Origin of the sequence: Phenylobacterium montanum (genome assembly GCF_018135625.1) — a bacterium.
Taxonomy (GTDB): domain Bacteria; phylum Pseudomonadota; class Alphaproteobacteria; order Caulobacterales; family Caulobacteraceae; genus Poindextera; species Poindextera montana.
On record NZ_CP073078.1, the window covers coordinates 1,516,702 to 1,540,265 of the forward strand.

Here is a 23,564-nt window from a genome sequence, read left to right on the forward strand (position 1 = left end):
GGGCGGATCCGCTCGGTTCGACCCGGACCTTTTCGCTCACCGTACCGCTGGGGTACCTTGGCTCAAGGACGCCAGCCGCAAGGCCCGTCGCACATCCGAGGGCGAGCCGCCGAACCAGGCTCTACAGGCCCGCCTGAAGCAACGGGAATCGGCAAGACCAAGCTCGGTAGCGATTTCTTCAACCGATTTGTCACTGATCAGCATCACCTCCGCCGCTTCGCGGCGGAGTGAGGTCTGGATTCCCCGAAATGAAGCGCCTTCCTCAGTGAGACGTCGGCGCAGGGACGGCACGCTCATCGCCATTTGTTTTGCTACGTCCACCTGGCCCTGCGCGCCCTTGAGCAGCGCTTCACGGACCTGTTGCACGGTCGGCGACAACCGCGCCGGGCGATCGGCCTCGAACCTCGACACGAGGCGTACGTATTCGTGAAACGTCGCGTCATGCCAACGTCCGAACGCGTGTTGCCGGAAGGGTGCAGCGCTCGCATCCGCTGGGTAGACGACAGATACCCCCTCCCCTTTTCTCTGCACCGGGGGTCCAAAAAGACTGAGCCATGAACCGTGGTTCGCCGCAATGATTCCTGGGCCGCGCACGCGGATGGGGTCAACGGCTTGCTCGAGACCCCAGCGCACCGCGCAATGGATCACGGTTATGAGCGCCTCGAGATAAACTGCCTTAGCGAGGGTTTCCCCGCTCGAAAATCGAACCGTAAGCTGCGCACACCCTTGCCGCACCGAGACTTGGAAGTCCAAGTCGGGACGAAGGATGCGGGCGCCGCTGACCATCCTCGTCAGCCCGTCGGCGAGTGAGGTTCCCTGCACCATCGAGGCGATGAGCAACTCGAAATTCCCCGTCGGCACCGCGGTGTTGGATAGGCGATGTCCTTCATCAGCCATGGTTTCGACGTTGGAGTTCAGAACCTTCCATGCGGTGACGAAATCGATCGTCTCGCCTTGGCTGTGCGATCCGGCGACGCGATCGAGCCGAGCAAGGATTTGCTCCAGCGTCCCCCGGCCGATCAAAGCGGCGACGTAAGCCGAATGCACGCCGATCTGACGGCTCGGCGGCGTTGCCTTACTGCACAATTCCACGGACATCCCTGCTCCTTGGGCAGGACCGCCATCGGTTATCGACAGGGCGATGTGACTGAGGAGACGCTTAGTTCGCCTTGCAATCAAGATGCAGGCGTTCGCGCGGTGAGGAAGCCGGCGGCTTCGTCCAACGCCTCGCGCGCCTCGGGCAACAGGTTCAAGAACGCCTGCCAGACATGCGGCATCGCCGGCCAAATGCTGAGGTTCACGCGAACGCCGCCGTTGATCAGACGGCGGGCGAACTCTCCTGCGTCCCACACCAGAAACTCGGCGTTGCTGGCCTGGATCAATGTCGGGGGGAAGCGGGCCAGAATGTCCGGGGCGGCCATGAGGGGAGACACGCAAGGATTGTCGATCTGGTCACGGCTTTTCAGATAGAGCGACATCATCGCCTCAAGCGACGCTTGGTCGCCGTTCGCCGAGGCTTCCGGCCCGCGCGCAGGATTGGCCGATCCATCCAGTGCTGGAGACATTAGCACCAGTCGGCTCGGAATGGCGGCGCCGCTCGCAATAGCCTCGACACAGACGGCCGCGGACAGGTTGCCGCCGGCTGAATCGCCCACGAGGAAGACTTGGCTTGCGGGATCCGGTCCGCTCGGCCCGTTATTCCATGCCCAGGCATAAGCAGCGCGACAGTCGTCCAAGCCGGCAGGGAACGGGTGCTCTGGAGCCAAACGGTAGCCGACCAGCAATACGGCCAGGCCGCTCAGCTCCGCCAGGACGGCGGCCATCGGGCGATGGCTTTCCAACCCGCCGGCCACCCATCCGCCGCCGTGTAGCAGAACGATGCGGTCGGCCCCGCGAAGTTGGTGCGGCACGATCCACTCGGCTGGCACATCGCCAATGCGGGTGGGGAGCACTTCCTTTGCTGACAGCGGTCCTCTCGCCTCAACGTCCCCGTAGCGGTCAACAAAAGCCCGCATGGCGGCGATCGGGTCCTCTGACGAGCCGGGCTGGGCGCCCGCCGCCAGGTGTTCGAAAGCGCGTTCTATGTCAGGTCGACGCGAGTAATGAGCGCTCAATTGCAAGTCCAAGAGAAGCTCCGGGCTGTCGATGGGCGCAAGGCCTATTGGTAGCGGTAGGACATCGTCACACCGAAAGTGCGAGGCATGCCGGCAAAGCGGGTCGTTGTGTCGGTATCGCGGCTTGCGGCCGTCCAGTAGTAGACATCGCCGACGTTGCGACCCCAAACCCAGAGCCTCCACGCCCCATCCGCAGATTGCACGCCAGCGCGCAAATCCACGAGGGTATAGGCTTTGAGAGCCAGTAGCGGGACGTTGCCGAGCTCACTATTGGTCTTGGATTGGTACGTGACGTTTCCGCCGACGAACGCATCCAACCGGTCATCCAGCCGCCACTTGTAGTCCGCGGCCGACACGAGCTGCCACTTCGGCGTGTTAGGAAACGCCTCTCCCCCGAAGTCGACCACCTGTCCGTTGGAGTCGTAGTTCGAGAAATTGTCCAGAACCTCGGAGTGGATGTAGGACGCCCCCGCGGTGACGTTGAGCCCGTCGATCGGCGCCCAGGCGATCTGCAGCTCCGCGCCTTTGATGTCGGATTTCGGCACGTTTATGAGTTTCAGCAGCGGCCCGAACAGGGGGTCGAGCACCCGGCCTAGGATCTGCTTGTCGCGATAGTCGTAGTAGAAGACCGCGCCATTGAGTTGAAGCGTCCGGTCGATGAGCGTGGTCTTAAAGCCTGCTTCATAGGCCAGAATCGATTCCTGCGACGCCGGAAGGTATTGGGTCGCTGTTGTCGCGCCAAGATCGGGAAAACCGCCGGCCTTATAGCCTTTGCTGACGTTGGCGTAGAGCAAGGTGCGGCGGATAGGCGTCCATTCCGCCCCGAAGCGCCAGGAGACATTATTCTGATTGAGGGTCTCGTCCACCAGGACAGGAGCATAAAGCGCGTTTGCGGTGATGCAGCCGCCTTTCGCGATCGCCGGATTGGGCGGAAGCCCCGCCAGGGAGCGCACATAATCCTGGAAGGGTCCAAAATCCGAGGCCGCGATCCCGTCGCCGCTGTCAGCGGAGCAGCTGATGAAATGATTGTCCGCTTCGGTGTATCGCACGCCGCCGTAGACCTTCACCGCGTCCGAAATCTTGTAATCGAGGTTGCCGAATACGGCATAGGTCTCCTCCTGCTGCGTCCCGAAGTTGCTGAAATCTGAGAACAACGGCAAGCCGAGCGGCACGAAGGTCAACGCCGTGGTGCTTTGCGGAAAGTTTGTGTGATCCTTCTGGTAGACCCGATCGTTCGCATAGTCGGCGCCGACCACGAAATGGAGCTTCGGCGTCGGATCGCCGTCGAGCCGCAGTTCCTGAGAGTAGCTTGTGATGTCGCCCCTGACGAACTCCGTCAGGTTTGAAAGTGTAGTCCCGTCGATGTCCTGAAGTTGGTGTTCGGCGTAGTGGCTGAATGATGTGATCGAGGTCACGACCAACTTGTCGGTCAGATCATAATCCGCCCTGACGTTCGTTTGAAAGAAGTTGTTGTTCTTGTGATAGTCGGCGCCGGGATTGAAGTCGGCGGCGCGAGCGTTCATCGGCGACAGGGGATAGGTCAGAAGGCCCGGAACCAGCGCCGCCGCGGCCGGTGCGCTCGGCGTTATGGCGACCAGCTGGCTAGCCTGAGTGTCCGAATTGTCCACCCATCCGTTGACGTTCAGCTGAACCTTCAAGCGGCCGGTGGGCATCCACGCCAGAATGATCCGGGCATTGTTGAATTCCCCGGCGCCATTGGTCGCGCCTGTGGTGTAGCTGCGCTGCCAATCGTCGTTCTGGGTATGGTCGAACGCGATGCGGCCGGTGAGGTTCGCCGCGAGGGGGCCGCTAATGAATCCATCGACGTCCAGGCTGTTGAACCGGCCATAACTGCCGTCGAAGCCATATTTAAGGGACTCAGTCGGTTTGGCGTCGATGTAGTTGATGGCGCCCCCGGTCGCGTTCTGGCCGAAAAGCGTGCCCTGCGGCCCCTTGAGGACCTCGACGCGCTCCAGGTCGAGGCTCGCGCCGCGCGTTTCAATGGCGAAGGGTATCGGCGCCTCGTCCGTGTAGATGCTGACCGTTGGGCGGCCGCCAAGGCTGATGTCGCTGAACCCAACCCCGCGCAGGGTGTAGATCGGTGAGCCCACATACGAATCTGCGTAGCTAAAGCCCGGCGTGATCTTGACGAGGTCCTTGGGCTGGCCGATCCCGGCCACTCGAAGTTGATTGCCCGTCGCAGCTGTAATCGACATCGGCACCGAGTTCGCCGTTTCCTGGCGCTTTTGTGCGGTAACGATGATCTCAGAGACGGTGCTCTGGTTTGTCTGACTCCCGTTGGCGGCGTCGCCGCCTGGTGAGATGGATTGCGCCATGGCTGGCGCCGCCAGCACCAAGCCTGAGGCGGTGGCCGCCAGAAACTGCAGGGCTCGCGCCGATAGGCGGGCATTGATCGCTTCGTCGCGTTGCATCGTGGTCCTGGCCATTTCACCCCCTGCCCCGAGGCTGGCTATCGCTGCGCATGGAGCGCAGGCGCCGCCTTCACATTGGGAGGAAGAGTGCCCCGGACCCCAAGCGGATCTAAGGGTCAGTCCGTTCAATTTGAGGCGGACTTTTTCGCTCAGCAAAGGTTGGACACTGTGGCGCCTAAAGCGCCTGGTGGATCGCACTTAGCGTCGCAGCGGGTGGCTGGCACCCTCGACAGACGGCCGGAATGGCGGTTCGGCGCCATGAGCGACCGTTGGGACCGGTGCGGTTTTTCGCCGTTGAAAAGCGCTCCGGCGCCAACGGCCGGCAACGGAGATTTCCGGAACGGGACCTGCAGGTCGAGGGCGACCCAAAGCCGAAGTAAATTCGGACGCCGAGCGGCTGCAATGCGAACCTGCTACGCTGGTCACTGGAGGCGGAGGCCTCCCGTGACATTCACGCGGCCGCGATTGCTTATTGCCGGCACTTTGACGGCGACTATGCTGACTCTGACCTACCTCTGGCTCGACCTATTCTTATCCGGTGCGACGTTCTATCAGGGGCGGGCGTCAGCGGTATCGCTCTCATTCATGGGTGCGACCGCGACTAAATCGGCGAAGCTGTGAGCGCAGCGCGTCCGTTCTCCACCCACCGTTGCCGATTCCAAATGTCCGGAATCGGGTGGCTGACCTCGCTGTAGCCCTGCTGCTCAGAAGGGCGGCTCTCGGCGGGAAAAGTCTTTTCCACTTGAATTTGCGTACGCGCTCTGAACGCACTGGTAGCTCTCGCTAGCGGTGAAATTCTAAAGCCGCTGGAAGGTGCGAACCTGCGCTCTCGATCTGAGCGAGGCCCTGGTCCAGCGCCTCTCGACTGGTGTGAACCGAGCTAGGGCCGATGACCAGGGGATGGGGATGTCGGACCGCGGAGCCCACCAAAATAGATCCTCCCCTACTTCCTGCTTCGAATTGCATGTCGCCGCTGCTTGCAAACACCTTGACCCCGCCCGTTGGAGCGCGCGCGCCTTGCATGAGAACATCGCCCGCGTAGTCGAACGCCCAAGCCACATCGTGTGCGACGGGCGGGGCGTACCTCCATCGAACCCCAGGCGCGAGCGAGACAGTGAAATAGTTCATGACCTGATGCGAGGTGATGGGGCTGATCGCAATCTTTTCCGCCAAGCGAAGATGGCCGAGGAAGAGTTTGATCTCAACGCCCTCGGCTGCCAAAATCGGTACATCGGTGGGCGCGACATACTGGCCAAGCGGAGGACCGCTCTCGACGCCCGGCGGCATCGCCACCCAAAGCTGGAAGCCCATCACCCGGCCCTGGCCGAGAAGAACGCCCTGGTGCCAAGCGCCGCCGCCTGCATTCATCCACTCAAGGCCGCCAGCCTTAAGCGTGCCGTCTTTTCCTGTCGTATCGCGGTAGCGGACATCGCAGCCTGGCTGCCAAGTTAAGGTGGCGATGCCGGAATGGGGATGCATTGGAAAGCCGAATCCAGGCGAGATCTCCCCGGCAAAATAATCTAGGAAGATGAATGGCTTCAGCGCCTCACCAAGGTCCTCCGGGCTGATCAACCGGGTGATCGGCCCTTGCCGATGGAGGGAGCCAACCTGTGCTAGGGTACGCAAGTTCATATCTGGCGTCCTTTCAGAAACGAAGGGATAGCGACGTCATCGCAAAGTCTTCATCGCGCCCGCCGGCGTGGCGGATGAAGGCGCCGGCCGAGAAGTGGGCCAGCGCTGCGGTCAGGGTGGCGACTGCATTGATCCGCCAAGCGCATTTGACCTGCTGTTCGATCCCACTGTAGCGATCACCGGCCCCGTTGGGCCGAACCAGCGGGGCAAAGGGCGCGGCGTAGAAGGCGTCCTTCACCGAGAAGCGCCAGAGGCCTTCCAAGGTATATTGCAGCGTCACCGGGCGGATCGGGCTGGCTTCCGCAACCAAGCCGGTTTCGATCAGATTGGCGGGCGCCTCAATCGTCGCTTCGGTCGAGTACGCAACGTTGGGGTAGAGCGCGTTGAAGGTTGTGACATGCCTGCTATTGTCGCCGCCGCTGAGCACGTCTGCCCGGACCGATAGATTTGGCGTCCAAACATCATCAAAGCGCCAACCGACATCTCCGTGTGCGGCGAATGCCCGCACGGGCCGACCGGCGGCCGATCCAGTCTGACCGATAAGGCCGACGGAGCCGCTTAGGGCTCCAGCGCCGCCACGCAGGCGGGCTCCGAGCGTATCGGTCCGCTCCGGACCGGCGGCGCCGAGGATCGACACCAAGGGATTGCGAACGTGATAGTAGAAAGCGTCCACGGCCCAGGGGCCCCGCCGCGCGAGCGTGAGATGGACGCCCTCTAGAGATTGTCCCGCCAGCGCATGGTCGTTGAAGTCACCCGGCTTGACCGCGTCGGGCCGGACCGCAAAGGCGTCCCATCGCCAAGGCCCTACGACATAGGTCAGTCGTGCGCCATCCCAGACCTGACGCACGTTAGGCCCATCGCGAAGGCCGATAAGTGCGCCTTCGTCGAAACTCATTTCCGCCCGGCCCAGCCGCAGGGCGGCATGCCCCCCGGCCACATCGCGCCCGATGTCGACGAAAGCTTGAGACAGATCCAGCCGATCGACGTCGGTGGGTATCGGCCCCGGCTTTCTGCCTATCTCTTCATAGTTTCCCAGTTGTACAAAGACCCTAACATCTGGCTCCAGTCGCAGGTCGCCGTACACCTGAAGCCGATGCAGGTCGTAGGTTTGACGACCACGATAGCGGAGCCCCAGGAGCGTAGCGTTGCTCGTCTCCACTCGCTCTCGAAGGTCTGCGCCCAGGGAGAGGATCGCGTCTTCGCCAAGCGGCAGAGCCTTCAATTGATGAAAAAGATCATCCTGATGGCCGTTCCGATAGAGCGAAAGGTCGTCATCGTATCGGAAGGGCGAGGACGGCGCGGGCGCTTCAGACGCCCACGCGCAGTCCCATGACGCCGCGAATAGCGACAGCGCCAGCAGCGCCGATTTCATGCTTCAGCGCCAACAAAATAGACATGGTAGGGTACTGGATCGATGCGCAGGGCAAGGCGCGCGACCTCTGCGAGATGCGCCTGGCCGGCTTGCGAGCCCAAGGCCGCATCCAGATCTTCTTTAGCACGCCACTGAACGTAGTTGAGCACTCGCGCTCCGTCCAAGCTCATATGGACCGCCGCCCCGATAAAACCAGGCTGGGAGGTGGCGAACTGCTCGGTGAACGTCTTTAAAGCGGCTGCTAGCTTCGGCTGAGACGATGGATCAACCTGGAATGTATTGACCAGGGTGAAGACCGTCGCGGTCGGATCGATCACTGCAGGCATTGGCCGCGCTCCCGTCGCTCGGGACAGAGCTAGACGACCGCCGCCCGCGGGATAATCGGCTAAAATGAAAAGCTCTATCCCGTTCGCGGGATAAACGAGTGGCGGCTAGCCGCCGACGGGAAAGGTGGCCTGCAGCCGCGGGGAAATCTGTTCGGTCAGAATCTTCAAAAACAGCCGGGTCTTGGCTGGCAAAAGCCGGCTAGGCGTCAGGGCGTAGACGGGGGCCTCGCGAAACAGCCAATCTGGCAACACGCGTCGCAGCCGGCCTGCCGCGACATCGGCTTCGACCATCGGCTCATGGAGGGTCGTGATCCCAAGGCCGAGGAGCGCGAGCTGGCGCATGAAACCGAAGTTGTTGACCTGCAGCCGGGTAGAGACCTCGACCTCGACGCTGCGATCGAGATTGCTCAGCGACCAAAGGTTGGCGTTGGGGCTATTCAGGTTGCAGATCACGGCATGCCGGGAAAGATCGTCTGGCCCTCGCGGTTCACCTGCGGCCTCAAGATATTGCGGCGCCGCAAAGAGGGCGACGCGCACCATACCGAGGCGTCGGGCGATCATGCTCGAGTCCGGCTGGGCGCCGATACGCAACGCTAGATCATAGTTCTCGGCGATCAGATCGACCTTGTGCGGTTGCATATCGAGCTCGAGCGCGACATCTGGATAGAGCGCAGCGTAGTCGGCAACCAAAGGCCCAAGAAAAAGCCTGGCGAACTCGGCGGTGGTCGACACGCGCAGCCGGCCGCGCGGCATGTCGATCAGGTCCCCGAGCTGTTCGTGCGCGACCCGAGCCGCCTCCACGATCTCGCGACAGCGCGCGTAGTAGACCGCGCCAGCCTCAGTCAGTTCGATTGAGCGGGTTGTCCGGTTCAAAAGGCGTGCGCCGACAGCCGACTCAAGCTCGGCGATTCTCCGTGAGAGTGTGGAAGTGGGCATTCCCAACGCCTCCGCCGCGCGGCGAAAACTCCTGAGCTTCGCGACTTCGACAAACAACGCCATGTCGCGGAGCACCTCACCCATCGGCTTTGTCCCTCTTGTGGAATTATGAAATCCAAACTCAAGCGTTCATGCCGCTCGCGGGACGATGTAGCGGTGAGGCAACCTACGCCGTCAAGCCATCGGACCTAAGGACGCCCAATGCCGCTCTTCGATCGCCGTAAAGTATTCGCCTTCGCCCCCCTGGTCGCCGTGTCGACAGCCATCGCGGCGTCCACCACCTCATCTCGCGCCATGACGGCGAATACGAACGGATTCTCTACCCGTAACAGCTTGATTATGTTGGTCGATCACCAGACTGGCACCGTCAATTGGGTCAAGAGCATTCCAAAGGAAACAGTCGTCACCAGCTGTCGCGTGCTGGCCAAGATGGCGCTGGCATATGATATGCCTCTTATCCTTACCACCACGGTTGAGCAGCAGGTCGGGCCGACCATTCCCGATCTGCAGCAAATCGCACCGGAGGCCTATGCGCATCGCTATGCGAGAGGCGGACAGCTCGACTGTTGGGATGACGCCCGGCTCCAACAGGGTGTCGCAGCGCTCGGGCGGAAGAAAATCATTCTTGCGGGGTTGACGACCGACATCTGTATGTATTGGGCGGCCACGAGCGCGCTCAAGCTCGGCTACGAGGTGCTGGTCGTGGCCGACGCCTGCGGCACCACAAGCACCCAAGGTGATGAAATGACCTATGCGCGGCTCCGCAAGGCCGGAGCCGAGGTGTCGGTCGTCAATCAGGTGGTGACCGAACTGGCCAACGACTTCAGCACCGCTGAAGGTCAGAAGGCGCAAAAGATCATGGCAGACGAGATCATCTCAAAGCTCTAGGCAGCTTCGGCGCCCCCAATCATAGCCTTTCTAGCGCGGCACAAAGGGCTTTCGATGGACGCGGGGAGGATGGAGGCCTTCAGTGACGGCGTGATCGCGATCATCATCACGATCATGGTGCTCGATCTGAGGCCGCCAGTGAGCGGCGAGCCTTCGGCCTTGCTGGCGTTATGGCCTGTCCTGCTTTCCTACGCCTTGTCATTCGTCCTAGTGGCAATCTACTGGGTTAATCATCATCACCTCTTGCAGGCAGCCAGGCGGGTCGGCCCGACCACCCTCTGGCTTAACCTGCATCTGTTGTTCTGGCTCTCGCTGTTCCCGTTCGCCACGGCCTATCTCGGCGCGATGCGCGGTACAGCCTTTCCAATCGCGGTATACGCAGGTTTGTCGGAAGTCGTCGCGTTCGCCTACCTGCTGCTGGCCAGGGATCTGACGCGCCGCAATTTTGACGCTCAACAGATCGCTGGCCCAGCCCGGCGGCACCAATTTAAAAATTTCGCCGCCATGCTTGCCACCGGCGCAGCTATTCCGGTGGTCTATCTCAGCAGGCCGCTCGCCCTTATTTTGCTTGCAGCGCCGGCGGCGGCCTATTTTATCCCTGATGTTCCGGCTCCACCTCCGCGCTTCCCAAAGTAGGCCCACGGAACTGGTCCCCGCTGCGCAGCGCGCTTGGCCGGCCGCAACCATGTGTCCGGCGCGCGTCATGTGATCTCTCCGAGCTTCGAGCGGATCAGTCTTATTCCGAGAGCTCCTTGCGTCGCGCAGGGATCGCCTAAGGAGTTGGCGTCAGGCATCCCCGGCGATGACTTCGCCATTGGACGCGACAGCTCCCTCTTCCTCACCACGCACCTCTACAACACGCTGGTCAAGGTCGGGCCAGACGGTCGCCGCTCCGTAATCGTCGACAAGCGCCAGGCGATTATCGGGGCGAGGGACGCCGTGTTCGGCGCCACGAGCGCCGATCGAGATACACTTTATGTCGTGACTGACGGCGGAGCATTTACGGGAGGTCCAAGAACCCGCGGGCAACTGGTGGCGCTGAAACCCTACGCACCTCACTGAATTTGGATAGTTCGGGCGCTCGATGCTTGAGCACCGGGTGCGCTGCCGGTTGCAATGTCGACTGTTGGGAACCGGCGGAGCCTCAGATCGAGCGTCCTCAACGACCGCACTTGGCGACGGCGTCCGGCGAGATGGTGCTTGCGCGCCTCGCTTGACATAGATGGCCCATCAACTGCAGCCTTCGTCGCCACATGACTGAGGCCTTCGAAAACTGGTATTTGCGGGAAATCGCGCCGTTCGAACCGGCGCTCCGCTCTCGTCTTCGCGCTCTGGTCTATTCGGACTCTGATGTGGAAGACCTTCTTTGGTCCGCCTATGAGCGCCTGATCGAAACCGGGATCTGGCGATCGGCGCATCGCCCCGTCGCCCTTGTGCATCAGATCGCGCGCAACCTGGCGCTGGATCAGCTGAGGCGTAGCCGCATCGTGCCGATCGAGAGCGCATCGGCGGCGTTCTTCCAAGCCGCCGATGATGAGCCGGGGCCCGAAGAGCGCCTGGACGACCGGCACGCGCTTGCGGTCGTGATCGCCGCCATCGAAGCGCTTCCGGAACAATGCCAGCGCGTGTTCAAGCTCCGCCGTTTGGACGGAATGTCCCCGGCGGAGATATCGGCGCATACTGGCCTCTCGATCTCGACAATCGAGAAGCACGTCGCCAAGGGTTTGCGCCTGTGCGCGGATCGGCTGGCGCAGATCGGATTGGAACGGAAAAAAGCCAGGCCATGGGTGAAGCGAACCGCAATCGCGAAGCGGTGATGGCCGAGGCCGCCGACTGGCTGGCCCGCCTCGACGCTTCGGACCGCGACGCCTCGCTGAAGGAGGCGTTCGAGAGCTGGCGCGCCGAGTCGCCATCTCATGCTGTCGCACTGGCGCGGCTGAAGGGCGCCTGGGAGCTTTCCGGCCAGTTGCAGCCCGCGGCGGCGAGGCCCAAGCCCACCAACACCCCAATGCAGATGAAGCCCGGATGGCTGATCTCGGCCGCAGCCGCGGCGGGTGCGATCATTCTTGTCGTCGCGACCGCGGATCCCACGGTTTCCTATGCGACCCAGGTCGGCGAGCGGCGCGTCATTGAGCTCGGACAGGGGCAGAGCTTGACCCTGAACACTGATTCCAGGGTCGAGGTCCGGCGCCGACGCTCGGGCGCCCTGGTGCGCCTCACCCGCGGCGAGGTTCTCGTTACTTCACGATCGGGCGCGCCGCCCATTCACCTGTCGGCCGGATCGCTCAATCTCCAAACCTCAGGCTCCACCTTCGACATGCGGCTGACGCCCCAGGGGGCGCGGGTCGCGGTCGTGGTTGGAACTGTGCCGCTGCCGGGGCAGAGCGGTCGATCTGAAGCCGCCAATGCCGGCGACGTCGCCGACATCCAGGCTGGCGAAGTTGTCGGGTCTGTTCGACCAATGCCCGCGGAAGTTCAGCGCACGGTGGCCTGGCGAACCGGCCGCCTTGAATTCGACGGCCAGACCCTGGGCGAGGTGGTGGCCGAGTTCAACCGCTACAACCGCACCAAGCTTTCGGTTGCGCCTGAGGTCGCAGCGCTACGGATTGGGGGAGGCTACGATATCGACAGCCCGGACGCCTTCGCCGCGAGCACGGCCCGCGCCTTCGATCTGAAACTGCGCCATCAAGACGACACCTTGGAAATCAGCCGCTGAGGGATAGCGGAAATCGCCGCCTCGTTCGTCAAGGTTTGGACAGCGCCAAACATGACGGGGGCAGGCATGGCGAAATACAATTCCGGCAAGGCGAGTGGCGTTCGACGTCTACTGCTGGGCGGCGCGGCGATGGCGGCGGGGAGTCTTTGGTCGGCGGTCGCCATCGCCGGCGCGACGCATGAGTTCAACATACCGCCGGAAAGCGCCGCGGAAGCCTTGAAGGCCTTCGCCGCCCAAACAGGTCTCCAGCTGATTTTTCCCTATGACGCCGCCGCCCAAGCCAAATCTCCCGGCGTCCACGGGCGCCTGAGCGACGCCGACGCTATCAAGACGCTGCTCTCCGGCACTGGCCTAGAAATCGTCCAGATCAACGACACAACGGCCGTCGTCCGTTTTCAGAGCGCCGCCGGCGCTAACACGGCACAGGGTGACGCGGCGCCGAGCCAGATCTCGGAGATTGTGGTCACCGCCAACAAACGCCCGGAACTCCTGAGGTCGATCTCCGCATCCATCTCTGCGGTCACCGCCGGCGAACTCGAGACCTTAGGCGCCGAATCCTTCTCGGACTATCTCAATCGCGTGCCGGGGGTCAGCTTCAACGCCGGAGCGGAGGGCTACTCCACGGCGACCATCCGCGGCGTCTCGACAACGACCGAAAACGATCAAGGCCAGGGCACAACCGGGTATTTCATCAATGATGTTCCGCTGACAGATCCCTACTTCAGCGCGGGAACGCCCGACATCGACGCCTTCGACGTCGACAACGTAACGGTGCTGCGCGGGCCTCAGGGCACGCTCTACGGCTCCGGCTCGCTGGGCGGGGTCATCAACTATCAGACGATGAAGCCCGATCTGCGGCGCTACGATGTCCATGTCCAGAGCACCTTCGAGGGGACGCAGCATGGAAGCGGTGGCGGTTCTGGGAAGGTGATGGTCAATCTGCCGCTAGTCGAGGACGTCTTGGCCGTTCGTGGAGTGTTCGTCTACCGGCAGGAACCCGGCTTCATCGCCAACATCGGCACGGGGCAAAGGAACGTTAATAACACCCTCACGCGCGGCGGCCGGCTGGAAGCAACCTGGAGACCCAACGCCCGCACCACCGTCAACTATCTCTACCTGCTGCAGACGCAGGACACTCCGGATCAGGGCTATCAGGAACCTGACATAGCTGGACCGTACAAGAAGAACACCCCGACGGCGGAACCGGCCAATTTCACCACCGAGATCCACAATATCCGGGTGGATGAAGATCTCAGCTTCGCGACCCTTACGCTGAGCGCGGCCTATCACAGGAAAAAGGAACTCTTCAGCCAGGATCTCACATCGGATATCGCGCCGATCTTCAACGGCGTCCTCTCGCCGGTCCCTTCACCGAGCTACGCTGGAAGCGATGGCAGTACGTTCGAGGTCCGACTGACCTCCAAGCCGGGAAGCCGCATAGATTATCTGGTCGGTCTCTACCATGACGACACGCGCGAACGGAATTTCGAGGCTTTGGACGCGCCCAACGCCGCCGCGAACATCGATTCTCTGTACGGCTCCGTCTACGGCTCGACGATCGGGCAGCAAATCACCAGCGGCGATCAGTTCGAGAACGACGGCTTCATCTTTCATGGCCAGGAGAGCGCGCTCTTCGGTGAGGCCTCCTACCACCTCAACGATGAGTGGAAATTCACATTTGGCGGCCGCCTCTATGATGAGAAATCCACCAATAGAAACATCAACCAGGGCCTCTTCGAACTCATCGCATCGGACCCCGCCAACATCGTCACTGAATCGGAGACGAGCGTCTCCAGCGAATACAGCGGCTTCACGCCGAAGGGTTCGATCACCTGGACCCCCAGCAACTCCTTCATGGCCTATGGGTTGGTGTCCGAGGGCTTCCGCTTCGGCGGCGGCAACCCCACCGCATTTGGCGCCAATATTCCGCTCAAATTCAGACCCGACAGCTTGATGAACTACGAGTTCGGCAGCCGCCTTACGCTGCTGAACCGCACGCTGCTCATCGATACGACCCTGTTCTATATCAACTGGAGCAACATCCAGGTGCGGCTCGACACCTCAACCGGGCTGGGCTACGCCGCGAACGCCGGCAGGGCAACCAACTATGGCGTCGAGGAGGCCGTAACCTGGCGGCCGGTCCGGGGCTTCGCCCTGCAGTCGAACCTGACCTATCTGGACGCGACCCTTGAGACGCCGCTCGAACTGCCGAGCGGCCTTGCACCCAAGGGCGCCACCCTGCCAGGGGCATCCAAGTGGACCATTTCGAACACCCTTTCGTATCGATGGGAGGATGCTCCACTGAGGCCTGCGCTGGTGCTGTCGGAGCGCTACGTCTCGCGCGCCCCCGGGATATTCGGTCAGCCAGGAACCCAACAAGGCGAATACAACCTCGTGGACATCAGAGCCAGCGCTCGAGTCCGCGGTATCGAAGTCACCGCGTTCGTTGAAAATATCGGCGATTCCCACGGGGTCGCCACAGCATTCAACTATGGCCAGCTCAGCCAATACCTCGTCAGGCCGCGCACCTTCGGCCTGACGTTCGACTACAAGCTGTGAGCAGGGTCGCCGCGGGGCGCGCCAGGGCTTGCGTTTTCTCTGCCGTCCTGGCGAGCGCAGCACTCCCTGGGGCGACGCTAGCTCTGAACGCCGCGACGGCCGTCACCCCCCGTTTTGCAGCCGCCGATCATCACATGCACATCGCTTCGCCCCTGTCGGTCGAGATCGAAAGGAAGTTCTGCAAGAATATCGCCGAGAAAGACGGCTGTGACAGCGATGGTCTCAAAGCCTCGACCGGAGCCGATGCGTTGCGGTCGCTCGACGCGGCCGGGATCGGACGCGGCGCGCTGCTCTCGACGGCCTATATGATCGGCTCCCCTGAGGTCGCCGAACCGCCCAACCTGCTGGCGCCGGAAACGCGGGCCGAGAACGCCTACGTGGTCGAGCAGGCGAGGCTCAGCTGCGACCGCTTGGCGGCCTTCATCAGCGTCAATCCAAACAGCCCGAACGCCCTGGACGAAATTCGGTATTGGGCCCGAACCGGCGGCGCGACAGGCCTGAAACTGCACCTCGCCAACTCAGGCTTCGACTTCAATTCGCCCGCGCAGATGGCGAACCTGGGGGCCGTCTTCGAAGCGGCGAACGAAGCCCGCTTTCCGATCGTTGTCCATCTGCGGAATCGGGACCCCAACTACGGCGGCAAAGCGGTCGAGCAGTTCCTGAACCAGATCCTGCCTCGCGCGCGTGGCGTGACGGTGCAAATCGCCCATGCTGGTGGATGGGGCGGCGTCGACGCTCAGACCCTCTCGGCCCTGAGTGCTTTCGCCGAGGCGATCGGGAGCGACCCCGCAGGAACCCGCAATCTTCTGTTTGACTTGGCCTACGTGCCCGACCTGCCGGACCGCAAAGCTTCGCTTTCCGATGACCAAGCCTTGGCGGGCCTGATGCGCCGGATCGGCCTGCAGCGTTTCCTGCCAGCGTCAGACTGGATCAAGGGGATGGATCTGACCCAGTACTACAGCTCCGAAGTCCCGGCGTTGCCGCTCACGCCCGACGAATGGCGCGAAGTCCTTTCTAACGAGGCGCCCTATATGAGACGACTGGACTCGGGCTGTTCACTAAATGCCAAAACTCAATAGTCGCGAACTATGTTTCAACTAGGTGCTACGTACGCCGATTTCAGCTGTCGCCTCCGGCTTCTACGGGTGCGATTATGTTGGTTCCAATATCAGCAAAGCGGAAGCTGCCTTAGCTTTGAGAAGCCCATCGCTACGTCGGCTTCTGGCGAGGCTAGGCTGGGCCTGGCGAGTTCCGGCGCGGGCCCTGTCGGCAGTTCGCGACCATTAGCGGACGGGCGGCTTTCGGACGCCCGCCAACGTGCGCATCGCTTGACAGTCGCCAAAATCAGTAGGATGCTACTGTTATGTCGCACCCCACCCTTGCTTTTAAGCGCGCTTACCTCGCGCTCCGGCGCGCGCTGGAGCACACGGTGAAGCCGTTTGATTTCACGGGCGCCCAGTTTGACGTCCTGCAGCTGCTGATGCACCAGGACGGTTTGGAGCATCGGGACCTGCAGCGCCAGTTGTCGATCGCCTCTCCGACCCTGACCAACATTCTCGATGTGCTAGAGCGCGAAGGGCATGTGGAGCGGCGATCCGAGAGTTCCGATGCGCGGATCAAGACGATCCACATGTCTCGCAAGGCCCGCCAGATGTGCGCCTCGGATGAGTTCTGCGACGCCGGTGACGCCCTGGTAAAGCAGATGTTCGACGGGTTCACAGAAGAAGAGCGTCGGCGCTTTCTCAGCGCCTTGGCGCGGATCGAAAGCAACCTAGACAAGATCGCCAAGCCTTAGCGTCCACCTCACTCGATCCGGTTGCACGTCAAACTAAGTAGCTTCCTACTCGAATTCAACAATGTAGCTTCCTATGGAGTTGGCTCCGATGATGTCTCCCACCCTCGACCTTCAGGCGCTCGCTGCCGCCGCGTTCTTCGCCGCGGCGCTTGGGCTCCTGACGCGTCCCCGCTTCGCCCGGTCGGCGTTGTCGCCGTTCCCAACGGGCCAGTTGGGACGAGTGATCCTGGCCGGTCTGGCGCTACTTCCTGCGACTGTCCTGGCCGCGTCCATGGCTGTCCCTTTCCTCGCTTTTTTTGCTGCGGTCCTGGGCGCCGTCATCACCCTCATTTTGGCCCTCTACGCCTTCGCCCGCGGCGTTCGCGCGATCTGGCCTCTCCCGGTCGCGATGTTGCTCACCATGGCGCTCATCGCCGGCCTCCAACCCCTGGGATTGAAAGTTATGCTGTTGCCCAAAGCCGACCCGCTTCCGTACGTGCCCGTGCCCGCGTCGGTGGTCAAAACCTACGGCGAGGGCGTCTGGTTTGAGAGCGTCCGCGCGGGGCCCGACGGCACGCTATATCTTGCAGCCAACATCGGCCTCGACTTCTCTCGGGGCGACTATTACCGCCGCGCCCACGGCGAGGTGATCGCCCGCAAGACCGACGGATCCGAGCGGATTCTCTTCACGACGCCGACTGGATCGGCGGCGGGCGTCTTCGCGGTCGCGCCGGACGGGACGCTCTATATGTCCAGCAATGGGGTCACGCCCGGCATCTGGCGCATCACCCAGGATGGCCACGGCAAGATGCTGGTGCGCCTGCCGAGGGGCGCCTGGCCGAACGGGCTCGATTTCGGGCCGGACGGTGATCTCTACTCGCCGGACAGTTCGCTCGGCCTCGTATGGCGGGTCGATCCACGCAGCGGTGCGGCCCAGGTCGCCGTTAAGGACCGGTCGTTGTCCGCGCGGCCCTTCATCTCTTTGGCGCCCGGCGCCAACGGACTGCATTTCAAAGGCCGCGACATGATCGTGACCGTCTCCGACAGCACCAAAGTGCTCAGCTTTGAGATGGACCAGGCGGGCAAATTCAAGGCGCCTAAGACCCTAGCCTCCGGTATTCCCGGCGACGACTTCGCGATCGGGCGGGACGAGTCCTTCTTCATCACGACCCATCCTTACAACACCGTCGTCCGAGTCGCCCCCGACGGACGCAGATCGGTAGTCGCCGACGCGCGCGACTCCATCGTGGGGGCGACAGATGCCGTCTTCGGCCGAACCGATGCAGACCGCGACACCCTCTACGTCGCCACCGACGGCGGCGCCTTTCGCGGTGGAACCAGAACCCGGGGGCAGCTGGTGGCGCTGAAACCGTATGCCCGGAACTGAGGTGCGCCGCCCTCTGCGCCTGATGCATCCGCATCGGGCGCACGCAGCCGGAAGTTGAGGTCTCCTCCCCACCCTCCCCCGCCGATTCCAATGACCGGAATCGGGAAGCTGCCTGTGCTGTGGCCGTCCCTCCCGGGATGTCGCCTTATGGCGAGGTCCAGCTCGGCCAGGCGGACGGAAGAGATGCGCCAGCATCGTCAGGCCCGTTCCAGATTCGGGACGTTCGCTTCAGTTATCAACGCAGGGGATGCTCGCCGGGCCGGACACGATCTCGCGCCCGGCCCAAAGCCAAGTCAGGCCGCTGATCGAACGGTCAGCGCGGGCTGGAACAGGTCGTCCCGCTCAGTCCCGAAAGTGTTGTTGAACAGGTTGGTGATGAAGCTGAACGCGGTTTCCGCGACGATGTCGATAACCTCGGCGTCGGAGAAGCCGGCGGCGCGGACGGCTTCGAAATCGGCGTCCTCAATATGGCCGCGCGATTGAGCGACCTTGTAGGCAAAGGTCAGAGCAGCGTCAGCCTTCGGATCGGTGGAATGGCCCGAACGGTTCAGCTCCAGATCCTCGGCCGTCAGGCCATTCAGCTTGGCGCCGAGGTAGCTATGGGCGGTCAGGCAGTAGCTGCAGCCGTTCACCTCAGCGGTCATCACGTGGATGCGCTCGCGGGTTTTGTGGCCAAGGCTCTTTCCGAGCGTGCCGTGCATGTCGGCGATCGCCTTCAGGGCGTCGGGCGACTGGGAGATCATCGCGAAGAAATTGGGGATGGTCCCCAGGACCTTGTTGTAGTTCTCCAGGATCGGCTGAGCCTTCGCCGGAGCTTCGTCTTTGGTGGGGATGGCGATGCGGGCCATGGTTGTTCTCCTTGCTGCCGAGCCCAATCGGCTTCGGCGAGGAGGAGATGCGCCTTTCCAGAGAGGCGCGGAATTCGTTGATTTATGGAGATAGGCTCCCATAAATTGGAAGGAGCCTAGAGAGTGGCCGCCTCGAGCCGGCTGCGAAGCCGCGGAACCGCAAAATCCACGAACGCCCGAAGCTTCAGGGGCAGGCGGCTTTGATGGCCATAGACGAGATGCACCGGAGGGGGTGACGGTTCGTAACCTTCGAGGACCGTTTTCAAACGGCCGGCGTGGACGTGATGCACGACCTGATAGGACGTGGCCCGAAGCAGACCCGCGCCCGCGACCCCGGCGTCGATCGCCCCTTCGATGGTGGTGACGCTCAAGCGCGCGCGAAACGATGCGACGATCTCCTCGTCACCCGACCAGAATGACCAGGACTGCACCTCCGAGACGCCCCCGAACGAGATGACGCTGTGAGCCTCGAGTTCACTCGGCGTCGCCGGTTCGCCCCGTGCTGAGAGGTAGTCCGGGCTTGCGCATACAACCCGCCGCAAAGAGCCGAGCCTGGTCGCGATCAGATCGCTGTCGGGTAGGTTACCGACCCTCAGGGCGACGTCGATCTGATCGTCCAGGAAATGGGCGACCCGGTCGGTGAGCACCAGGCTGACCGCCACGTCGGGGAAGGCGGTCAGGAATTCGAGCACGATCGGCAGGGCATGCAGCCGGCCGAGCATCGTCGGCGCGGTGACGACCAGATCGCCCTTGGGTTCGACATATTCGCCTGCGGCGGTACGCTCCGCCTCGTTGACCTGCTCCAGGATCGCCTTGGCGGCCACGACATAGGACCGGCCCGCTGGCGTCAGTTCCAACCCCTTGGTCGAGCGGATCAGAAGGCTGGCCTTCAGATGGCTCTCCAGGTCCGAAACCTTGCGGCTGACGGTGGCGAGGGGAAGCCTGAGCTTGCGGCTCGCCGCGGAGAGGCTGCCGCCGTCGACGGCGGCAAGCAGCACAGACATGGCGTCGAAGCGATCCATAGACCTACCAAAATCCGAGAGGTGTTCTCCCGATCTTGGCGACTGCCGCGCTCAAACGGAAGGGATCAATTTCCGAGGCGCTGCGACGGCGAAGGCCGCCGCCCATCCAAGGGAACCGACGCCATGTCCATTCAAACCTTCCACCGCACCGCCACCGTCAACGGCCGCAAGGTCTTCTACCGTGAAGCCGGCGACCCAAGCGCGCCCACTATTCTGTTGCTGCACGGCCTGCCCACCAGCAGTCAGATGTTTCGCGATCTGATGCCGGCGCTGGCCGACCGGTTTCACCTGATTGCGCCGGACTACATTGGCTTCGGCCATTCCGACGCCCCGTCGCACGACGAGTTCGACTACACCTTCGACAACCTGGCTGCGCACGTGGCGGGTCTGGTCGATGTGCTCGGGCTGACCTCCTACGTCCTCTACATGCAGGACTATGGGGGCCCAATCGGCTTTCGACTTTTCACCCAACGGCCGGAGCGGGTGAAAGGCTTCATCATCCAGAACGCCAATGCTTACATGGAAGGTGTCGGCGAGGCGCCTAAGCAGGTTCTTCTGCCGTTGTGGGAGAACCGCACGCCCGAGACCGAGAAGCCCGCGCGCGATTTCGTCAGCCTGGACGGCACCCGCTACCACTGGCTGGTCGGCGCCAAGGATCCGGAGGCCATCAATCCGGACAATTGGGTCTTGGACCAGGCCCTGCTCGATCGGCCCGGCGTGCAGGACTTTCAGGTCGACCTGCTCGAAAACTACAAGACCAACATTGGCCTCTATCCGGAGTGGCAGGCCGCTTTCCGCGCGCACCAACCCAGGACGCTCATCGTCTGGGGCAAGCACGACCCGTTCTTCATCCCGCCGGGCGCGCGGGCCTACCTCAGCGACCTGCCTGAGGCGAGGCTGGTCTGGCTCGACGCCGGCCACTTCGTGCTCGACGAGAACTGCGCCCAGGTCGCCGCCGAGATCAAAGCCACGTTCGCCCAATAGGCTTCGCCCGGAGATTGGGACGCATTGCGCAGGTTGCGCGATGCGTCCCGCACAAGGGATTGGATGATGCTGGATTCAATTGCGCTGCGCATCGTGGAGCGCACACTGCCGCTCTTTGTCGGATCGAAGGACGACTTCGGCCTGACCTGCCAGAGGTTCGCGATAGACCGGACGACCTGCCTGCTCAAGTGGGCAATCGTGAACCTCGTCGCCATCCTCGCGCCAACCGGCAGTTTGACCGGTCAGGACGTGAATTCACTTGGCCAGTCCGCGCTGATCTCCGCAGCAGTTTTACGTGACGGGCGAGTTCGCTCGTCCCCTTCTCCGCTTGGCCTGGTAATGTCGGCAATGTGGAAACAGGCTCGACTGTAGGCAGCCTCTACGGGATGTCGCCTTTTGGCGATTTTCATCTGCTCGCCCCGACCACCAAGCGGCGCCTGTGCATCCCAAAAAGATCGTCACGAGGACGCCTGCGCTGACCGTACCCTATCGCCCGGCTCGATCTTGCAACTGCGCGAACAAATGCACTTCCCAGGGCGTGAGGCTTCCGTTGATCTGATCGAACAGGCGGTCGTAGTTGTGCCAGCCATAGGTGGATGGGGAACCTTCGGCAACCCGAGCAGCGAAGTTGGCGAACGTACCAACTGGAGAAGAGAGCATCCGATCGCGGATGCCGATCATGAAGTCGGCGAATGCCTCGGGCGCGTACGCCGCTTGGGCGGCGGCTGCAAGGCCGCTGCGCTGCCATGAATATGAGAAGTCGTCGCCGAGATTTCCGCGAATCTGGACGATGTCGGCAAGCGTCAGGGCAAAGCTTTCCTCGCACCATCCGTGGGACTCGATGAAATGCGGCACCACCTCGTCGCGGAAATATAACTCATGCCAGTCGTCAATACACATCTCGTATTTGGCAAGCTCAATCCAAGCGCCTGCATCAATGCCCCCGAGCGCCTTCGCCGCCGCACCGAACGCCTGCTGCCCATCCTCCAGTTCGCTGCTCCAGACGCGTTGGAGATCTGCATCCATGCGGCATTTTGCAAGCAGACGCGTGAGCGCCGGCACGGCTGCGGAACCATGTTTCTCGACAAGGGCAAAGAAGTGTTTCTCGTCATAGGGCACACCGGCGATGTTCACCGATACCTTGATGATCCCGTCGTCGGCAAACCAGGCAAGCCCTCGATCGAGCGCCGCAGTGATGGCGTCTATCACGCTGACAATGTCAGCAGCCTGCGCCGTCTTGAGGGTAAATCGCAGCTCGCTCTTGGCTTTGACGATTTTTGTGAGGGCCGCCTGTGCGTTCCGCTGCCGCTTCAGCTCGGCCGCGCTCGGCGTGACCACCATCGGCGCTGGCGCATCCCGGTGCGACAGATCGGCGGACGGCGAACCATCCAACCGGTACACTTCAACGGTCGTCTCCCGCTCCAGCGCAAGCTCGGCAATGCGTCCAGGCAGCGCCGAGCAGATTGAACGGTAAGTGTCCAGACGCATCGGTGGCGACGAGCGGCCATCCAGCCCGACGCATATCGCACTGGTTTGCTGAATCCACCAGAATGCCGTTTCATCAGGCTGCCAAAAGATCTGATTCCTGTCGGGGAATTGCCAGGCATTGCTGTAGTTTGCCCATTCGAACGGAAGAGAGCACACATGGTTGAGCGGGTTGACAGCCCATACCTCGATCCAGCGTTCGTAAATTCCAGACCCTTCGCCGAACCCTGCCATGGCGGCTGGCTCGGTCGATAATCCCAATTCGGGCCGGAGCAGCTTACCGGCTTTCAGCACATATTGGCCCGATGGGCTGATCAGTACGTCGGCATACCCCGGGAACAACTCGAACGACATCTCCCGGGTGTAGGGGTGGATGCGCGCGATTCCATGCTTGTACAGATGCTCGTTGTTCTCGCCGAGTAGAGATGCATCCAGGACCAACCATCCGTCGGGCGTATGTCCGATTGGACGATCAAACAGGTGCGTACATCCCTTCAGAAGGAAACGCTCGGCGATCTGGGCAGACGCGATATCGACAACCACGAGCTCTCTCGTGGGATCGCCCTGCTCCGCCGTCCGTGGGCAAAGCAGCACAAGCCGTTCGCCATCATAGTCCACGATATCGTACGCCCGACTCATCGAAAGACCCGATACCTCCGCGTATGATTTCGTCGGGAGGTCGAGGATATAGAGGTGCAGACGGTGATAGTCCCGCCGGTCGGCGCTGATCGCCCAGGCCATGGTCGGGCGATCGCGAAAGATCTTGCCCCAAGTGCTGCGCCCTAAGGGTGACACCAGCCAGTCGCTACCGTCTTCATACCCGGTGATCAGGAATCCGTTGTTGCTGTGCTCGAAGAAATGATGCGGCCGCCCCGGCGCCGGTTTGTGGCCGATCTGGTATCTGCGGATATATTCAATTTGGAAGGTCACCCGTGGCGCCCCGTCTTCGTTGGTTCGCGTGCCGATCGCCGCGCTAGGGCAGCTTGCGACCCATTGTCAGAGCGCCGAAGACCGCTTGGCATGCGGGATGATCTCCAGATCCTCTAGGCGCTCGCCATCATGATCCGGGTCGCCGCCCTCATCCGCTCA

General features: G+C 62.3%; 21 protein-coding genes. 11 read left to right on the forward strand and 10 right to left on the reverse strand.

Annotated features, from left to right (window positions below; genetic code table 11):
- Window positions 1-36: 36 nt before the first annotated feature.
- The 7 genes from KCG34_RS06715 to KCG34_RS06745 all read right to left on the reverse strand — a co-directional run bounded on the left by KCG34_RS06715 (window position 37) and on the right by KCG34_RS06745 (window position 8,896).
- Entirely contained in the window at window positions 37-1,098 is a 1,062-nt protein-coding gene (locus KCG34_RS06715; protein WP_211939619.1) for a helix-turn-helix transcriptional regulator, read from the reverse strand.
- Window positions 1,099-1,175: 77 nt separating this feature from the next.
- Window positions 1,176-2,126 carry an alpha/beta hydrolase gene (locus tag KCG34_RS06720; RefSeq protein WP_211939620.1) on the reverse strand — a complete coding sequence of 317 codons (951 nt, stop codon included), beginning with the start codon at window positions 2,124-2,126 and terminating at the stop codon, window positions 1,176-1,178.
- A gap of 32 nt (window positions 2,127-2,158) precedes the next feature.
- Window positions 2,159-4,561, reverse strand: a complete 2,403-nt coding sequence (locus KCG34_RS06725) for a TonB-dependent receptor (protein WP_211939621.1) — start codon at window positions 4,559-4,561, stop codon at window positions 2,159-2,161.
- Between the two features lie 768 nt (window positions 4,562-5,329).
- Window positions 5,330-6,178 carry a pirin family protein gene (locus KCG34_RS06730; protein WP_211939622.1) on the reverse strand — a complete coding sequence of 283 codons (849 nt, stop codon included), beginning with the start codon at window positions 6,176-6,178 and terminating at the stop codon, window positions 5,330-5,332.
- A 13-nt stretch (window positions 6,179-6,191) separates the two neighbouring features.
- Entirely contained in the window at window positions 6,192-7,550 is a 1,359-nt protein-coding gene (locus KCG34_RS06735) for an alginate export family protein (protein ID WP_211939623.1), read from the reverse strand.
- A complete protein-coding gene (locus KCG34_RS06740; RefSeq protein WP_211939624.1) occupies window positions 7,547-7,876 on the reverse strand; it encodes an antibiotic biosynthesis monooxygenase family protein in 330 nt (109 codons plus the stop codon). Before KCG34_RS06740 ends, KCG34_RS06735 begins: the two co-directional genes overlap by 4 nt.
- Before the next feature lie 105 nt (window positions 7,877-7,981).
- Complete coding sequence (locus KCG34_RS06745) at window positions 7,982-8,896, reverse strand: LysR family transcriptional regulator (protein ID WP_211939625.1); 915 nt, start codon at window positions 8,894-8,896, stop codon at window positions 7,982-7,984.
- 117 nt (window positions 8,897-9,013) lie between these two features.
- Between KCG34_RS06745 and KCG34_RS06750 the strand changes: the two genes are divergently transcribed.
- The 9 genes from KCG34_RS06750 (at window position 9,014) to KCG34_RS06790 (ending at window position 18,136) form a co-directional block, all read left to right on the forward strand.
- Window positions 9,014-9,700 (forward strand): isochorismatase family protein, encoded by a 687-nt coding sequence (locus KCG34_RS06750; protein ID WP_211939626.1) that lies wholly within the window; start codon window positions 9,014-9,016, stop codon window positions 9,698-9,700.
- Between the two features lie 90 nt (window positions 9,701-9,790).
- Window positions 9,791-10,336: a TMEM175 family protein gene (locus KCG34_RS06755; protein WP_211939627.1), complete on the forward strand. Its 546-nt coding sequence runs from the start codon at window positions 9,791-9,793 to the stop codon at window positions 10,334-10,336.
- Between the two features lie 144 nt (window positions 10,337-10,480).
- Window positions 10,481-10,762: a hypothetical protein gene (locus KCG34_RS06760; protein WP_211939628.1), complete on the forward strand. Its 282-nt coding sequence runs from the start codon at window positions 10,481-10,483 to the stop codon at window positions 10,760-10,762.
- Window positions 10,763-10,953: 191 nt separating this feature from the next.
- Window positions 10,954-11,517 carry an RNA polymerase sigma factor gene (locus KCG34_RS06765; RefSeq protein ID WP_211939629.1) on the forward strand — a complete coding sequence of 188 codons (564 nt, stop codon included), beginning with the start codon at window positions 10,954-10,956 and terminating at the stop codon, window positions 11,515-11,517.
- The gene (locus KCG34_RS06770) at window positions 11,484-12,416 is read left to right on the forward strand and encodes a FecR family protein (RefSeq protein ID WP_211939630.1); all 933 of its coding nucleotides are present in this window, start codon (window positions 11,484-11,486) and stop codon (window positions 12,414-12,416) included. The genes KCG34_RS06765 and KCG34_RS06770 overlap by 34 nt, the downstream gene beginning before the upstream one ends.
- A 66-nt stretch (window positions 12,417-12,482) precedes the next feature.
- Window positions 12,483-14,975 carry a TonB-dependent receptor gene (locus KCG34_RS06775; protein WP_211939631.1) on the forward strand — a complete coding sequence of 831 codons (2,493 nt, stop codon included), beginning with the start codon at window positions 12,483-12,485 and terminating at the stop codon, window positions 14,973-14,975.
- A gap of 134 nt (window positions 14,976-15,109) precedes the next feature.
- Window positions 15,110-16,054 (forward strand): amidohydrolase family protein, encoded by a 945-nt coding sequence (locus KCG34_RS06780; RefSeq protein ID WP_211939632.1) that lies wholly within the window; start codon window positions 15,110-15,112, stop codon window positions 16,052-16,054.
- Window positions 16,055-16,338: 284 nt separating this feature from the next.
- On the forward strand, window positions 16,339-16,770 hold the full coding sequence (locus KCG34_RS06785) for a MarR family winged helix-turn-helix transcriptional regulator (RefSeq protein WP_211939633.1): 432 nt from the start codon (window positions 16,339-16,341) through the stop codon (window positions 16,768-16,770).
- 88 nt (window positions 16,771-16,858) lie between these two features.
- The gene (locus KCG34_RS06790) at window positions 16,859-18,136 is read left to right on the forward strand and encodes an SMP-30/gluconolactonase/LRE family protein (protein ID WP_211939634.1); all 1,278 of its coding nucleotides are present in this window, start codon (window positions 16,859-16,861) and stop codon (window positions 18,134-18,136) included.
- A 293-nt stretch (window positions 18,137-18,429) separates the two neighbouring features.
- On the opposite strand, the gene KCG34_RS06795 is transcribed toward KCG34_RS06790, so the two are convergent.
- Window positions 18,430-18,984, reverse strand: a complete 555-nt coding sequence (locus tag KCG34_RS06795) for a carboxymuconolactone decarboxylase family protein (protein ID WP_211939635.1) — start codon at window positions 18,982-18,984, stop codon at window positions 18,430-18,432.
- A gap of 116 nt (window positions 18,985-19,100) precedes the next feature.
- The gene (locus KCG34_RS06800) at window positions 19,101-19,988 is read right to left on the reverse strand and encodes a LysR family transcriptional regulator (protein WP_211939636.1); all 888 of its coding nucleotides are present in this window, start codon (window positions 19,986-19,988) and stop codon (window positions 19,101-19,103) included.
- A gap of 141 nt (window positions 19,989-20,129) precedes the next feature.
- Here KCG34_RS06800 and KCG34_RS06805 point away from each other — a divergent pair, with 141 nt between their 5' ends.
- Both KCG34_RS06805 and KCG34_RS06810 read left to right on the forward strand, forming a co-directional pair.
- Window positions 20,130-20,990 (forward strand): alpha/beta fold hydrolase, encoded by an 861-nt coding sequence (locus tag KCG34_RS06805; protein ID WP_211939637.1) that lies wholly within the window; start codon window positions 20,130-20,132, stop codon window positions 20,988-20,990.
- Window positions 20,991-21,053: 63 nt separating this feature from the next.
- On the forward strand, window positions 21,054-21,362 hold the full coding sequence (locus KCG34_RS06810) for a hypothetical protein (protein WP_211939638.1): 309 nt from the start codon (window positions 21,054-21,056) through the stop codon (window positions 21,360-21,362).
- 114 nt (window positions 21,363-21,476) lie between these two features.
- Here KCG34_RS06810 and KCG34_RS06815 read toward each other — a convergent pair whose 3' ends face one another.
- Window positions 21,477-23,405 carry a hypothetical protein gene (locus KCG34_RS06815; RefSeq protein WP_211939639.1) on the reverse strand — a complete coding sequence of 643 codons (1,929 nt, stop codon included), beginning with the start codon at window positions 23,403-23,405 and terminating at the stop codon, window positions 21,477-21,479.
- Window positions 23,406-23,564 lie beyond the last annotated feature (159 nt).